13 protein-coding genes are annotated in these 14146 nt (G+C 64.0%); 6 read left to right on the forward strand and 7 right to left on the reverse strand.

Going from position 1 to position 14146, the window contains the following annotated elements; genetic code table 11:
* Positions 1-3 precede the first annotated feature (3 nt).
* The gene (locus tag FJ948_RS21985) at positions 4-1536 is read right to left on the reverse strand and encodes an HWE histidine kinase domain-containing protein (protein ID WP_140708081.1); all 1533 of its coding nucleotides are present in this window, start codon (positions 1534-1536) and stop codon (positions 4-6) included.
* A gap of 136 nt (positions 1537-1672) precedes the next feature.
* Here FJ948_RS21985 and FJ948_RS21990 point away from each other — a divergent pair, with 136 nt between their 5' ends.
* Entirely contained in the window at positions 1673-1873 is a 201-nt protein-coding gene (locus FJ948_RS21990; RefSeq protein ID WP_140708083.1) for a hypothetical protein, read from the forward strand.
* Positions 1874-1902: 29 nt separating this feature from the next.
* Here FJ948_RS21990 and FJ948_RS21995 read toward each other — a convergent pair whose 3' ends face one another.
* Positions 1903-2823 (reverse strand): diacylglycerol kinase family protein, encoded by a 921-nt coding sequence (locus FJ948_RS21995; protein ID WP_140708085.1) that lies wholly within the window; start codon positions 2821-2823, stop codon positions 1903-1905.
* A 271-nt stretch (positions 2824-3094) separates the two neighbouring features.
* Between FJ948_RS21995 and FJ948_RS22000 the strand changes: the two genes are divergently transcribed.
* Positions 3095-4423 (forward strand): PRC-barrel domain-containing protein, encoded by a 1329-nt coding sequence (locus FJ948_RS22000; RefSeq protein ID WP_140708087.1) that lies wholly within the window; start codon positions 3095-3097, stop codon positions 4421-4423.
* Between the two features lie 39 nt (positions 4424-4462).
* On the opposite strand, the gene FJ948_RS22005 is transcribed toward FJ948_RS22000, so the two are convergent.
* Positions 4463-6022: an alkaline phosphatase family protein gene (locus FJ948_RS22005; protein WP_140708089.1), complete on the reverse strand. Its 1560-nt coding sequence runs from the start codon at positions 6020-6022 to the stop codon at positions 4463-4465.
* Between the two features lie 226 nt (positions 6023-6248).
* Between FJ948_RS22005 and FJ948_RS22010 the strand changes: the two genes are divergently transcribed.
* From FJ948_RS22010 to FJ948_RS22025, 4 genes are all read left to right on the forward strand, one after another.
* Complete coding sequence (locus FJ948_RS22010) at positions 6249-7181, forward strand: VOC family protein (protein WP_140708091.1); 933 nt, start codon at positions 6249-6251, stop codon at positions 7179-7181.
* A gap of 4 nt (positions 7182-7185) precedes the next feature.
* Entirely contained in the window at positions 7186-7836 is a 651-nt protein-coding gene (locus FJ948_RS22015; RefSeq protein WP_140708093.1) for an alpha/beta hydrolase, read from the forward strand.
* 2 nt (positions 7837-7838) lie between these two features.
* On the forward strand, positions 7839-8138 hold the full coding sequence (locus tag FJ948_RS22020; protein WP_140708095.1) for a GNAT family N-acetyltransferase: 300 nt from the start codon (positions 7839-7841) through the stop codon (positions 8136-8138).
* A 97-nt stretch (positions 8139-8235) separates the two neighbouring features.
* Positions 8236-9294: a dipeptidase gene (locus FJ948_RS22025; RefSeq protein ID WP_140708097.1), complete on the forward strand. Its 1059-nt coding sequence runs from the start codon at positions 8236-8238 to the stop codon at positions 9292-9294.
* 5 nt (positions 9295-9299) lie between these two features.
* On the opposite strand, the gene FJ948_RS22030 is transcribed toward FJ948_RS22025, so the two are convergent.
* From FJ948_RS22030 to FJ948_RS22045, 4 genes are read right to left on the reverse strand one after another with little or no spacing between them, the layout of a single operon-like run.
* Positions 9300-9548 (reverse strand): hypothetical protein, encoded by a 249-nt coding sequence (locus FJ948_RS22030; RefSeq protein WP_140708099.1) that lies wholly within the window; start codon positions 9546-9548, stop codon positions 9300-9302.
* A gap of 2 nt (positions 9549-9550) precedes the next feature.
* Positions 9551-10810 (reverse strand): aminomethyltransferase family protein, encoded by a 1260-nt coding sequence (locus FJ948_RS22035; RefSeq protein WP_140708101.1) that lies wholly within the window; start codon positions 10808-10810, stop codon positions 9551-9553.
* A 3-nt stretch (positions 10811-10813) separates the two neighbouring features.
* Positions 10814-12379, reverse strand: coding sequence for an NAD(P)/FAD-dependent oxidoreductase (locus FJ948_RS22040; RefSeq protein WP_140708103.1), 1566 nt, complete (start codon positions 12377-12379; stop codon positions 10814-10816).
* Positions 12366-13985, reverse strand: a complete 1620-nt coding sequence (locus FJ948_RS22045; RefSeq protein ID WP_140708105.1) for an NAD(P)/FAD-dependent oxidoreductase — start codon at positions 13983-13985, stop codon at positions 12366-12368. Before FJ948_RS22045 ends, FJ948_RS22040 begins: the two co-directional genes overlap by 14 nt.
* Positions 13986-14146: the final 161 nt, after the last annotated feature.

A 14146-nucleotide genomic window follows, 5' to 3' on the forward strand; every position in this document is an offset into this window, starting at 1 on the left:
TCCTCACTTCGACAGATCTTCCAGCGGCATCGATATTTCGGCGAAGACCCCGTCGGGCCGGAATTCATGGGTCACTTCGCTCGAAATGACCTTGGCCAGACTGCGCCGGATGAGGATCGAGCCAAACCCTTGCCGCTCGGGCGGGGCAACTTCGGGACCGCCGCTTTCACGCCAGGTCAGCACCAGGCGCCGCTCGCCTTTCCTGCCTTGCGCCTTCCAGCCGAGATCAACCTTGCCTGATGCAACCGACAGCGATCCATATTGCAGCGCGTTGCTGGCCAGTTCGTGCAGGATCAGCCCAAGACCGACGGCCTGATCGGGCGAGAGCAACACGTCGGCGCCGGAGATCGTCAAGCGCGGCTGGTCGGCGGGATCAAAAGGCCTGGTTTCGATCTGGACGAGTTCGCGGATGCCGATGCCGCGCCATTCACGATCGGACAACAGACCATGGGCGATGCCCAGGGCCTGAAGCCGCGCGCTGAACGCCTCGAGGAATTCGCTCGGCTGGCGGGCATGGCGCACGGTCTGCGTCGCCAGCGCCTGGACAGTCGCCAGCGTGTTCTTGACGCGGTGGTTGAGTTCCCTGAGCAGGAGCCGTTGCCGTTCGTCGCCGAGCCTGCGTTCCGAGATGTCGTAGTTGACGCCAAAGATCAGCGTCGGCTTGCCGTCGTCATCGCGCTCGATGACACGTCCGCGTGTGGCCACCCAGCGTGGCGGATGGAAGCCTTTCACGCGGTATTCGCCAAAATAGTCGTCACTGCCGGTCAACGCGTCACGAAAGCTGGTTTGGGTCTGGTAGACGTCGCGGGGATCTATGGCTGTCAGAATGTCGCGCGCCCGCAGCCGGGTCGAGCGCGGCAGGTTGAACAATTCCGGCAACCGGACGTCGCAGTCGATGACGTCGGTGCGGATGTCCCAAGCCCAACTTGCCAGCGAAGCAGCATCGAGCGCGATGGCGCGCCGCTTTTCCTCGCGCGCGAGGGCGGCTTCGGCGACAGCGCCGGTGCGGGTCGCGTGCTTCAGGGTGAACATGCTGCCGGCGAGGCCGGCGAGCGTTTTCAACTGGTCGAGCTTGGACCGGGACGGGTGAGCACACGGCTTGCGGTGCATGACGCACAGGGTTCCGATCCGCGCTCCCGCGACAATGATCGGGACGCCGGCATAGAAGCGCACATGATGCTTGCCGGTCACCAGCGGGTTGGCTTGGAAACGCTGGTCGGCCGCTGCGTCAGTCACCACCATCGGCTCATCGCCAGCGGCGATGGCGTGTGCACAGAAGGAGGTGGCCGTCGGGGTCTGCGCTTCTTGCATGCCACGACAGGATTTGAACCATTGCCGACCGAGGTCGACGAGTGTGACCAGGGCGATCGGCGTGCGCGTCACAGCGGCGGCAAACCCGCCGATGCGGTCGAAATCCGGGTCGGGCGCCGTATCCAGCATCTCAAGCCAGTGCAGCACGGCCAGCCGGTGCACGTCCTGCACGGCGCGCGCAACCTCGGCCGGCAGACCGGCTGCTGTTTCCACCCTGCTATTCAAACCAGGTTCCCATGACTTAGCCTTGATGTCCTTGTCGTCGCCGGCCCTGCAGCCGGAACCATCTCTGCGAGGGACCGTTACCCGAGCGTGATTTGCCGATCGCGTCAGCCGACGCGACACCAGACGAGGACCCGCCATGGCCAGGAACATTCCCGAAAATAAAGCGCGTCAGGGGCGGTGGGGCTGGCATGGGTTCCGAATCCTGATCGCCGGACTGCTCTTGGTGCTCGTCGCCTGGGGCGTCGCCGAAATCTACGGCGTGTTGATCAAGGCGCCGAACAGCGATGAGCAACATTTGCCCACGCCGCCGAGCACCGGTCCGGCGCCCTCCGGCTGAGGACAGCACCTTGGTGGCTTCACACCGCATCAGGCAGCCTTCACCTGGGCGACGCTGGCCGGTACCAGCACATTGAGCGCTCCAGGTTTGATGTCGATCGTCGTTTCCCGATCGAGCTTGACCAGTTCGCCATCCAGGACGGCGCGGAACTTCCTGCCGCCGGAATGGATTTTGAGGGTCGCCCTGTCGGCTTGGTGGATTTCGACATGTTCGTTGTCACGCCACTTGCCGCGCGCCACGTTGAACAGGAACTTGACCAGCTCGGCGCGCTGCTGCGCCACCGTGACGTAAATGCCGAGCACGCCACCGGCCGGATTGTCGGCATAGGGCAAGTGGCCTTCGCCGAAGAGATTGTTGGTCACGCCGAGGCCGGATATCCGGGCACTCATCTCCGCTTCACCGATGCCGAGCGTGACGTTCATTGCCGGCGGATTCTTGATCGTTGCCCAGGCTGCCTTGGCGGAAGCGCTGATCTTGCCCAGGCGTGAGCCGAATTCCATGCCCTGGCGCAGTTGCACCATCTTGGCATGCATGCCGATCGAGAACTGATGGACGAAAGGCTGGCCATTGGCCGTTGCCATATCGACGGCGACGATTTCGCCGTCGGCGAAGGATTTCAGCGCTGCATCGAGCGACTGTGGAATGCCGAGGCCGCGCGCAAACAGGTTCATCGTGCCGGCCGGCAATATTGCGAGCGCCTTTTTCTTCCCCATCAGCCTGGCGGCCGCTGCCGAGATGGTGCCGTCACCGCCTCCGGCGAGCACGACGTCGACGGTGTGGCGCGACGCGGCGCTGTCGAGGGTTTCCACGACGTCCTTGCCGGCAACGATGTCGATAGTGAGAGAGTGGCCCGCCGATTCCAGCGTCTCACGCATCCGGTCCGAAAAGGCGGCGAGATCGGTGGTGCGCAAGGTGCCGCCGTCCCGGTTCAGCACCGCTGCGAATTTCATGCCCCTCTCCGCTGCTCAATTAAAACCGGCCGGGCTACCTCCAGCCGGAGGCTGAAACGTGGCGAACCAGGAAAAGGTTCCGTCGGCGCCGGGGCCGGACTCCAGGTTGCGGCGACAGGCGATCAAATCCGCATCGTGGGTTTTGCCTTCAGACATCGCGGTTTTGTCGGAACAACGACATGGTCACGACGTTGTGAACCTGTAGAGATGCCGCGTCCCCGGGGTTCCGATCCGGCTGCGGCGTGCGAAGAAATCACGAGGAGAGATTATCATGATCCGCACCCTTTTAGCCACGACCGCCCTTGCGACGATGGTTGCAACCGGCGCCTTCGCGCAGAGCGCTACAACGACGGCCCCCGCGAACCAGCCTGCCGCCCAGGAGCCCGCCGCGACCGCGCCGGTGCCGCGCGCCGAAGGCAGCATCGTCACCAACATCATCGGCGAAACCGTCTACAATGGCACTGGCGACAATGCCGAGAATATCGGCAAGGTCACCGACGTCGTCTTCGACAAGGACGGCATGGCGAAATCCGTCGTCATCGGCGTCGGCGGCTTCCTTGGCGTTGGAACCAAGAATGTCGCCTTTGACTACGACAAGCTGCAATGGGCCGAGAAGAACGGCGACCGTTGGCTGGTGGCGCAGACCACCAAGGACGAACTGACGGCCCATCCGGAGTTCGACAGCAAGGCTTACGCGCCGGCCCCGGCCGCAGCAACGAACACCCAGGCGCCGGCCACGTCGACCACCGCACAGGCGCCGGCCACATCGACCGACACCGCACAGCAGCCTGCCGAGGCGAACGCTGAGCCGGTCAAACAGGCTGATGGCAATCTGGCCACAAACATCATCGGTGAAAATGTCTACAACGGCACCGGCGATGACGCCCAGAAGATCGGCGACGTGAATGACATCGTGCTGACCAAGGAAGGCAAGGCGCAGTCGCTGATTATCGGCGTGGGCGGCTTCCTCGGCATCGGAGAGAAGAACGTCGCCTATGATTTCGCCAAGGCGAAGTGGGCGCAAAAGAACGGCGACCGCTGGCTGGTGGCGCAGACCACCAAGGAAGAGCTGCAGGCGCAGCCGGACTTCAACCGCAAGGCCTATGATCCGGCGCCGGCCACGACGGCATCCAACGAGCCGGCCGCCACCGCGCCATCGGCCACCACGACCGCTCCAGCCGTGGCTCCGGCGGACAAGACGGCAGCTGCGCCGGCTGACGCCACGGCTCCCGACCAGACGCAGACCGCCGCTATCGACAAGTCAACGCTGACCGCCATGCCGGTCGGAGAGATCAGGGCCGACGACCTGAAGGGCACCACCGTTTACGGCGCCAACGATGCCAAGGTTGGTGAGATCGGGGATGTGGTGCTGGCGCCGGATAAAAAGGCGGACGCGGTTATCATCGATGTCGGCGGCTTCCTTGGTATCGGGGAGAAAGAGGTCGCGGTCGGCATGGACAATCTGAAGTTCATGACCGACAAGAACGGCAAAAAATACCTCTATACAAGCTTCACCAAGGAAGAGCTCGAGAAGCAAGCGGCTTACGACAAGAACTCCTACGCGCAGAAGCGCGACGAGCAGCGTCTGATCGTGAAGTGAGAGTTAGGCAGTAGGCAGCATAGGCAGTAGGCACAATCCCTACTGCCTATTTGCCGTGCCAACGTGGCCAACCACGCCATTTCCCGTCAGTTCCGCCAGCGCCAGCGACTGGTCGAGATGCTCGGCCCGCCATGCGAGCAGCCTTTCGGCGAATTCCAGCCGGGTGGACAGATGTGCCGGACTGCGCGCGAGGTTCTTCAACTCGCCGGGGTCGGCCTCCATGTCGAAAAGCAGGGGCGGCAGGCCGCCGCCGAAATGCACGTATTTGAATTTCTTTGTACGGACGACAGCGAGGTTGCACTGGCGCGAGGCGATGCCGAAGTGCTGTTCGGCCTCACCGTCCGCGATCGAGCGGAAGTCGAACTCCCAATGCGCGGCGTCGCGCCAGACGGTGGGCGTTCCGCCGCTCAGGAAGGGTTTCAGCGAGCACCCGTCAAGATGCGGTTCGGGAGCCACGCCGAGGAGATCGATGAGCGTCGGCAAAATGTCCACGGCCTCGGTGAAGCGATCGACGGTGCTGCCGGCAGCCTTGCGATGGCGTGGATCGCGGATGATCAGCGGGATGTGGTAGCTGCCGTCGAAATAACCGCCCTTGCCCAGCATGAAGTGGTCGCCCATCATTTCGGCGTGGTCGGAGGTCAGCACGATGATGGTGTCGTTCCAGGCGCCTTGGGTTTTCAGCGCTTGCCAAAGGCGGCCGAGCTGCGCGTCGACCTCTGAGATCATGCCGTAATAGATTGCCCGGATGCGGCGGAAATCATCCTCGCTCCAGTCGTGTACCTTGCCCGTGGCGCCAGGGCGGAACTTCGCGCGTTTTTGCCGGCCAAGATCATAGGCGATGTAGGGGTGGCTCTGAGACTCGGCACGCCAGCTTTCCGCGCGGAAAAATGCGGGGCCATCGGCCGGATCGTATTGGGTGTTGAACGGTTCGGGTACGATGAAGGGCGGATGCGGGCTGATGAAGGAAAGATGGGCAAACCATGGCGTCGCCTCCTCCTGCTCGCTCAGCCAGCGAATGAATTCGCCGGCCAAGAAGGCCGTTGGCGTCTGGTCCTTCGAGTAGACGGGAGGCGCTTCCGTCACCGCGCCATCCGCCTCGCCCACGGAACGATGTATGTCGGGATATCCGGCGCTGTCATCGATGCCCTGCTGCTTCAGCCAGGACAGCCACTGCTTCTGATGTTCGGGCAGCAATTGGCGCGCCGTGAAGCCGGGCAGGACGCCTTCGTAGCTGCGCAACCGTGGATCGGCTGGCGCCAGCTGGCGCGGGTCGAGCGACACGTCGGTATAGCCGAACAAGGTCGGATCGTAACCGACGCTGCGCGCGGCCAGCGCGATATTGCCGTGGCGGGCATCGAGCGGCGTGCCGTTGCGGCAGACACGGTTGTTCATCTGGTAGAGGCCGGTGTAGAGGCAGGCACGCGCCGGCGAGCACGGCGCCGCGCCGCCGTAATGGCGCTTGAACAGCACGCCTTCGGCGGCCAGCGCATCGGCGTTGGGCGTCTTCACCTGGGGATGGCCGGCAGCCGACAGGCAGTCGCCACGCCACTGGTCGCAGGTGATGAGGAGGACATTGGGCCGCCTGCCTTTTCCAGTCACTTGCTTTACCCTCCCGGTCCATTCGAATGTGCACATGGAACCCGATTCCATCAACCGCGCAAGGCCACGCCCCGTTATCTGATTGGTGAACAAGGCGCTTTTTATTGTTCACTTTTAAAGCACAGTCCATTCTGCGTTTGCCGCCTTTGCCGCCGCCGATCGTGTCCTCATATTGGCCTGGACAGCGGCAAGGGCCGCACAAAGCACTAAGGGAAGGAGCAGGATCATGCTCGACCAGATCAAAGGGCTGCATCACGTCACGTCGATGGCCAGGGATGCGCGCCAGAACAATGATTTCTTCACGCACAAGCTCGGTTTGCGCCGGATCAAGAAAACAGTCAATTTCGACGCGCCCGACGTCTATCACCTCTATTATGCCGACGAGCTCGGCACGCCGGGTTCGGTTATGACCTACTTTCCATTTCCCAATATCGGCAAGGGCCGCCATGGTGTCGGCGAGGTCGGCACCACGGTCTACTCCGTGCCCGAAGGCACGCTCGGCTATTGGGAAAAGCGCTTCGCTGACGAAAACATAACCGGTGTCTCGCGTGAGGAAAGCTTCGGCGAGAAGCGGCTCGGATTCGCCGGCCCGGACGGCGACGGTTTCGCCCTCGTCGAGGACAAGGCGGACAGCCGTGCCCCATGGATGAAGGGCGCCGTTCCCGCCGACGAGGCGATCCGTGGCTTTCACTCGGTTTCACTGAGGCTGAAGGACGGCGGCGCCACCGAGGAGCTGTTGAAATTCATGGGCTACGAGGAGGTCGCCACGTCCGGCAATGTCAAACGGCTCGCGGTGAAGAATGGTAACGGCGCCGATGTCGTCGACATTGAATCGCTGCCGACTGCCCCGTTTGCGGATCTCGGCGCCGGCTCGGTTCACCATGTCGCCTTCGCCGTCGAGAACCGCGCCAAGCAGCTCGAAGTGCGCAAGGCACTGATCGACACACGCTATGGCGTGACGCCGGTGATCGACCGGGACTATTTCTGGGCGATCTATTTCCGCACGCCGGGCGGCGTGCTGTTCGAAGTCGCAACCAATGAGCCGGGTTTCGACAAGGACGAGGATACCGCGCATCTGGGCGAGGCGCTGAAGCTGCCCACGCAGCACCAGCACCTGCGGCCCTATCTTGAACAGCATCTGCAGAAGCTGGAGGGCTGAGGCGATGAGCAAGGACGCTTACATTCACAAGGTACTGCCCGGTTCGCCGGGCGGTCCGCTGCTGTTTGTCTTCCATGGCACGGGCGGCGACGAGAGCCAGCTTGTTTCGCTGGGGAGCGATCTCGCGCCCCAGGCCACCATTGTCTCGCCGCGCGGCGATGTTTCCGAACATAGGGCGGCGCGTTTCTTCCGCCGCACCGGTGAAGGCGTCTACGACATGGACGATCTGGCGCGGGCGACGGGTAAGATGGCTGAATTCGTCAAGGCGCATGTCGAAGCGGCCCATGTCGGGGTGGCCCATGTCGGGGTGGCAAAGCCATCGGCTGTGCTCGGTCTCGGCTATTCCAACGGCGCCAACATCCTGGCTTCGCTGGTGTTCGAAGCGCCCGACCTGTTCGACGCCACGGTGCTGATGCATCCGCTCATTCCGTTCGAACCGCAGGTGAAGGGAAGCCTCGCTGGCCGCCCCATCCTAGTGACGGCGGGCAGGCGCGATCCGATCTGCCCGCCTAACCTGACGACGCGGCTCGAAGCCTATTTGCGCGCCGACGGCGCCGATGTCACAGTGGAGTGGCACGAAGGCGGGCACGAGGTGCGGCCAAACGAAATCGAGGCGGCGCGGCGGCTCTTTGCCGGTGCCGCGCAAGGAGCTTAGAGATGCCCGATCAACTGCCTGAGATCGAACTGGAAGATCGCGGCTCCAAGGGTCGCTACGTGCTGCGCGGCCCCGGCGGCGCCGAGGCCGAAATGACCTTCACCAAGATCGGCGAGCATCAGCTCATCATCGACCACACGGAAGTGCCGGACGCCTTTCGCGGTCAGGGTGCCGGGCTTCGGCTCGTCACCCGCGCCGTCGAGGATGCGCGGGCGGCGGGCAAGAAGATCATCCCGCTCTGCCCGTTCGCCAACGCGCAATTCCGTCGCCATCCGGAATGGGCCGACGTGTTGAAGCAATAGGGTCGGGCAGGCTTTGTCATTTGCGCGGGTGGCACATCTTGCCTAAGTGGGTATGATATATCGCTCCCGCGCCGATGAACCAACCGAATGACCCCCCATGACCGAATCCGATCTCGTCCCCGTCTTCGACGGCCATAACGACACGCTGCTGAGGCTCTATCAGTCCAAGAACACCGACGTCGAAAAGCTGTTCATCGAAGGGAAATCGGGCGGCCATATTGACCTGCCGCGCGCCAAGGCCGGCGGATTTGCCGGCGGCATGTTCGCCATTTTCCCGCCGCCGGTGGAGAAAGCGCGGCGCAGCGCCGTGCCTTTGGCGCCGAGCGACAGCGAGCCGCTGCCGCCCGAGGTTCCGCGCGCCGATGCGCTCAACTCGACGATCGCGATGGCCTCCATCCTGTTTCGGCTGGAGCGGGCCGGGGCGCTGGCCGTTTGCCGCAGTGCCGGCGATGTCCGCGCCGCCATGGCGCGAGGCACGATCGCCGCGGTGTTCCACATCGAGGGCGTCGAGGCGATCGACCCCGAGCTCACCCTGCTCGACGTACTGCATGCCGCGGGCCTGCGTTCGCTCGGCATCGTCTGGAGCCGGCCGAATGCATTCGGCCACGGCGTGCCGTTCCGTTTTCCGTCCTCGCCAGACACCGGGCCTGGCCTGACCGATGCCGGCAAGGCGCTGGTCAGGGCGTGCAATGAACTGAAGATCATGATCGACCTCTCGCATCTCAACGAGAAGGGCTTTCGCGATGTTGCTGAAATCAGCGATGCGCCGCTGGTCGCCACCCATTCCAACGTGCATGCGATTTGCGGCCATTCGCGCAATCTCACCGATTGGCAGCTCGGCGCGATCCGCGAGTCCGGCGGCATGGTCGGGCTGAACTTCGCCACGGGCTTCCTGCGCGAGGATGGCCGCATGAATGCCGACACCAGCCTCGACATCATGGTGCGCCATATCGATTCCCTGCTGCAGGCGCTGGGCGAGGATGGGGTCGGTCTCGGCTCGGATTTCGACGGCGCGATGATCCCGGCCGTCATCGGCGACGTCGCCGGCCTGCCGAAACTCGTCGATGCGCTGGCGGCGCGTGGCTTCGGCCGTGCGCTGATCGAGAAGATCGCCTACCGCAACTGGCTGAACATGCTGGAGCGCACGATCGGCTGAGCCAGCTAGGTGTCGAACCCCATGCGCGCCAGCCAGTCCTTGCCAACGCCACGGTCGCGGATGATCGGCAGCGGGTTTTCCGAATCGAGCCGGGCGCAGATGCGGTAGACTTCGAGCGTCTCGGCGCTCATCTCTTCGCGCTTGTAGAAGAACATGGCGGCGGCATAACGGGTGCGGCCCGACCATTTTTCGCCGAGCGGCGTGTTGACCAGTTCCCACTGTTCGGCGGCTTCGCCTTCCACATCCTCGGCCATGCTCAGAAATCCGCCGGTGGATTTGATGTGCGGCGGTCGAGCTTGATGAAGGGCCGCGCCACCACCTTGGCCCGTTTCATCAGCTTCTGATACTGCAATTCACGCATGGCGTAGATCTCGACCCAGAGGTCTTCCACGAGGGTATCACCATAAGGCCGCGCCAGCGAGGCGATGGCGATGTTGCGCTTGGCCATCGGCGACCACATTGCGGCGCTGACCAGCCCGACCTCCTGGCTCTTCCTGTAGTAGACGATGGCGTGTTCGGCCGGAATGTTGCCCTCGATCTCCAGCCCGACCAGGACATGGAGCAGCCTGCGTTTTGTCCTCGCTTCGAGGATGGCGCGGCGGCCGTTGAAATGGCCTTTTTCCAGATCGATCATGAAGCCGAGGCCGATCTCGTCGGGCATGCGCAGGCGGTCGGCGCGGATGGCGTGTTCGGCGGTGGTGAAATCGGCATTGGCGACAATCAGCCCGGCTTCGAGGCGTGCGCGGTTGAGCGCGGTGTAGCCGATGGCGCGGATGCCGCGCGGTTCACCTGATGTCATCAGCCGGTCCCACAGGCTCAACGCCTTGTCGGCCGCAACGAAGAGTTCGTAGCCGAGATCGCCGGTGAAGCCGGTGCGCGAGATGGTGACGGTGGCGCCATCATGTTCGAACTCGGCGAGATCAAAGACCTTTAGCTTGTCGACACCGGCGAAGCCGGCATCGCGCAGCACCGCGAACGAGGTCGGGCCCTGCAAGGCGAGCCCGGCGACGGCTTCTGTTTCCTCCTCGACGGTCACCTCGAAACCGAGGGCGCTGTCCAACAGCCAAGGCAGATGCCGCTCCTGCGAACAGAGCCGGAAGCGTGTCGGCGACAAGCGAAAAAGCGTGCCGTCGTCCAGGACAAAACCTTCGTCGTCGCACCACGCGGTGTAGTGGACGCGGCCGGGCCTGAGCCTGGTGACATCGCGTAAAGTGACGCGGTCGAGGAAGGCTTCGGCATCCGGCCCCTCGATCCGGTATTTGGTCATCGGCGAGATGTCGAACAGCGCCGCCTGGCTGCGAATGGCGAAATATTCGAGCTCCTCGTCCCACAGCGAATGCGGCGCGCGGTAGCCGGCCCAATTGTACCAGTCCTGGGTCTTGGCCAACGCGTCGAGGCGCGGCTGGAACGGCGTGCCGAGGCGCAGTGTGCGAAAGTGGGATTGCGCCGCTATGCGGGCGGCGGCGATAAGGTCTGGCGCAGCCGCGAGGGGCTTTTTCTTGGTTGCCTGGGCCATGGTCTACCCCTTCATCGCGATGATGCGCCGCGCCGCGTTCAAACCGGGCGCACCCGAAACACCACCGCCGGGATGCGAACCGGCGCCGGCGAGGAACAGCCCGTCGAGCGGCGTGTCGTAACCCGACCAGCCGGAGACGGGGCGCGAGATCAGCATCTGATCGGCCTGCAATTCGCCGTGATGCCAGTGGCCGCCGGGCATGCGGTAACGCTTTTCGATATCGGCTGGCGTCAGAAGCTCGGCATGGCGCACGGTTTTGCCGATGCCGGGCGCGTAGGCTTCCAACTGGGCCATGATCGCCGCGAGGAATTTAGGCTTGCCGGCATCCCAGCCCTCTTTCAACTGATAGGGCGCGTATTGCACCACGGCCGACAACACGCAGGCGCCGCCGGGCGCCAGCGAGGCGTCGGCAAGGCTGGGCAGCGTGACCTCCATCACCGGCTCGGGCGAGAATTCGCCATATTTCGACGGATTGAAGGCGCGCTCGACATGATCGGGCGAGGGGGCAATGACAAGTCGGCCCTTGTGGTCGGCAGCATCGGCGCCAGTGAACCGCGGCGGCCGGTCGAGCGCCAGATGAAGCTTGGCGACATCGCCCTTCATACGGATGTTCTTGACCTTGCGGGTGAAACCCGTGTCAATCTCACGCGGTCCGACGAGGTCGAGGAAGGTGGTTGCCGGGTTGATGGCGGAGACGATGGTGCTGGCGCGCAGCTCTTCTCCAGTGTCGAGCGCCACACCGACCGCGCGGCCTTTCTCGACAAGGATACTTGCGACCGGCACCGACGTGCGGATGGTGACGCCGGCCTTGTCGGCGGCGGCGCGGATCGCGGCGACCACCGCGCCCATGCCGCCTTGCGGCAGCCATTGCGCTCCGGCCGCGCCTCCGGTCTCGCCGGCCAGACGATAATAGAGGCCGAGCAGCGAGGTCGGCGAGCGCGGGCCGAGATGGCTGCCAAGCGTGGCGTCAAAGGCGAGCAGGCCCTTCAGCCTGTCATCGGCGAGCTGTTCGTCGAGCAGGTCGGCGACGTTCATCAACAGCACGCGCAGGAAGTCGCGCATGCCTTCCTTGCCGAGTTTCTTCAGCGCCAATGCGGTCTGGCCGAGCGAAGCGGTCTCCAGCAGCGACATGCCGCCGAGATCGGGTGGGCGCCGCGCCAGGAACGGTTTCAATATGCCGGCATAGCGCAACAGCTGTGCGCGCAATTCCTTCCAGGCCGATTGCTCGGCGGAACTGGCACCGGTCAGCACCTCGCCATAGGCACCATGCAGGACAAGCGCCGGGCCGTCCTTCGACAGCGCAACGGACGGGATGAAGTCGGCACGGGCGATCCGCAGCCCGTGCTTTTCCAGCTCCAGCGTCTTCATCACATCGGGATGCAGCCGGTTCAGCACATGCGCGATCGAGGAAACGCGAAAGCCGGGCGCGAATTCCTGGGTGCGCGCCGCGCCGCCGAGTTCAGCTGCGGCTTCCAGCACCAGCACCTTGCGGCCGGCCTTCGCCAGCGTGGCGGCGGCGACAAGCCCGTTGTGGCCGCCGCCGATAACGATGCCATCAAATAACGTCATGGGCCAGGCTCATATGCGAGGTGGATTTGGCGAGGTCGCGCAGGATTTCGGCAGCGGCGTTGCGGCCGGGCGCGCCCATGACGCCGCCGCCGGGATGGGTCGAGGAGCCGCACATATAGAGCCCGCCAACCGGCGACCGATACTGCGCGTAGCCCGGCACCGGGCGATTGAACAGAAGCTGGTCGAAGGTCAGTTCGCCCTGGAAAATATTGCCTTCGGTGAGGCCGACCTCGGCTTCGATCTCGCGCGGCGTGCGTACTTCCATGTGGATGATGCGGTCGCGGAAACCGGGCGAATACTCAGCGATCTGCGCGATCACGCTCTCGGCAAAACCGTCGCGATCGGCATCGGTCCAGTCGCGGCCGTTCACCTTTGGCGGGGCATACTGCACGAAGCAGCTCATGAAGTGTTTGCCCGGCGGCGCCATGGTCGGATCGAGCGTCGTCGGAATGACCATGTCGAGGAAGGGATCGGCCGACCAGCGGCCAGCCTTCCAGTCGTCATAGGCGCGCTCCATGCGCTCCATCGAATCGGTGAAATGCATGTCGCCGCGATAGACGGGCGAATCCATCGGCAGAGCGGGGAATTCCGGCAGCGAATCGAGCGCGATGTTGACCTTGCCGGAGGAACCGCGAATCTTGAAGTTCTTCACCCGCCGCAGGAAGATGTCAGGAAGTTCCTTCTCCTCGACGAGTTTCAGGAAGGTGCGCTTCACGTCGGCATTGGAGACGACCAGCTTGCCGTAGATTTCCTCGCCGCCGGCCAGAACCACGCCCCTGGCCTTGCCTCGGCTCACCAGCACATGGTCGACCTCGGCGCCGGTGCGGATCGTGCCGCCCGATGCCTTGAGGGAGGCCGTCAGAGCCTTGGTCACCGCGCCCATGCCGCCGCGTGCATAGCCCCAGGCACCAACGGAACCATCGACCTCGCCCATGTAATGGTGAAGCAGCACATAGGCGGTGCCGGGCGACATCGGCCCGAGCGCCGTGCCGATGATGCCAGACAAGGCGAAGTTCGCCTTGATGACGTCGGTCTCGAAATATTCGTCGAGGAATTCCGAGATCGACATGGTCCAGAAGCGCAGGGTCAGCGCCATTTCCTCCGATGACAGTCCGGCGAATTTCTTGCCGAGATAGAGGAGTTCGCCGAGGTCGCGCGGGCGCAGGCTGGTCGGGTCAGGCGCGGTGCGCATCAACAGCGGCTGGATGAAGCGGCATTGCCGCGTCACGTCGCGGGCGTAGCGGTCATAGGCCTCGGCGTCCCTTTTGGAGAAGCGCGCGAATTCGCGCCGGTGCGCGTCGTGGTCGCGGTAGTTGGCGAGGTAGTCACCGTCGCGCGTGAACACCGCGCCGCCCTCATAGGAGATGACCTGCAGGCCGAAGCGCGGCAGTTCGAGGTCGCGCATGATCTCGGGGCGGAACAGCGAGCAGACATAGGAGCAGTTGGAGTAGAGGAAGCCCGGCGTCAGCTCGCGGCTGGTGGCCGCGCCGCCGACCCAGTCATTCTTCTCGACCACCAGCACGTCGAGACCGGCGCGCTGCAGGTAGCAGGCGTTGACCAGGCCGTTATGTCCGCCGCCGATGATGATCGCATCCCAAGCTTTCATTTTGGCCCCGGTCCTCCCTCTTTCGCCCAATTCCCAAGGGAAAGCGCTGCGCGCTTTTCCCGGGAAAACCGCTCACGGTTTTCCTGGATTCGCTTAGGCGATCCGCTGTTCATTTTTGCGTGATCTGTTCCCGAATGCGCGGAATTTGGCACGGCCTCGGC

Origin of the sequence: Mesorhizobium sp. B2-3-12 (genome assembly GCF_006442205.1) — a bacterium.
GTDB lineage: Bacteria > Pseudomonadota > Alphaproteobacteria > Rhizobiales > Rhizobiaceae > Mesorhizobium.

Excerpts from the sequence above, each read along its gene's own strand:
- FJ948_RS21990 (WP_140708083.1), top strand. The coding sequence starts at position 1,673 with ATGGCCAGGAACATTCCCGAAAATAAAGCGCGTCAGGGGCGGTGGGGC.
- FJ948_RS22035 (WP_140708101.1), bottom strand. The coding sequence starts at position 10,810 with ATGGCCCAGGCAACCAAGAAAAAGCCCCTCGCGGCTGCGCCAGACCTT.
- FJ948_RS22045 (WP_140708105.1), bottom strand. The coding sequence starts at position 13,985 with ATGAAAGCTTGGGATGCGATCATCATCGGCGGCGGACATAACGGCCTG.
- FJ948_RS22010 (WP_140708091.1), top strand. The coding sequence starts at position 6,249 with ATGCTCGACCAGATCAAAGGGCTGCATCACGTCACGTCGATGGCCAGG.
- FJ948_RS22030 (WP_140708099.1), bottom strand. The coding sequence starts at position 9,548 with ATGGCCGAGGATGTGGAAGGCGAAGCCGCCGAACAGTGGGAACTGGTC.
- FJ948_RS22000 (WP_140708087.1), top strand. The coding sequence starts at position 3,095 with ATGATCCGCACCCTTTTAGCCACGACCGCCCTTGCGACGATGGTTGCA.
- FJ948_RS22025 (WP_140708097.1), top strand. The coding sequence starts at position 8,236 with ATGACCGAATCCGATCTCGTCCCCGTCTTCGACGGCCATAACGACACG.
- FJ948_RS22020 (WP_140708095.1), top strand. The coding sequence starts at position 7,839 with ATGCCCGATCAACTGCCTGAGATCGAACTGGAAGATCGCGGCTCCAAG.
- FJ948_RS21995 (WP_140708085.1), bottom strand. The coding sequence starts at position 2,823 with ATGAAATTCGCAGCGGTGCTGAACCGGGACGGCGGCACCTTGCGCACC.
- FJ948_RS22040 (WP_140708103.1), bottom strand. The coding sequence starts at position 12,379 with ATGACGTTATTTGATGGCATCGTTATCGGCGGCGGCCACAACGGGCTT.
- FJ948_RS22015 (WP_140708093.1), top strand. The coding sequence starts at position 7,186 with ATGAGCAAGGACGCTTACATTCACAAGGTACTGCCCGGTTCGCCGGGC.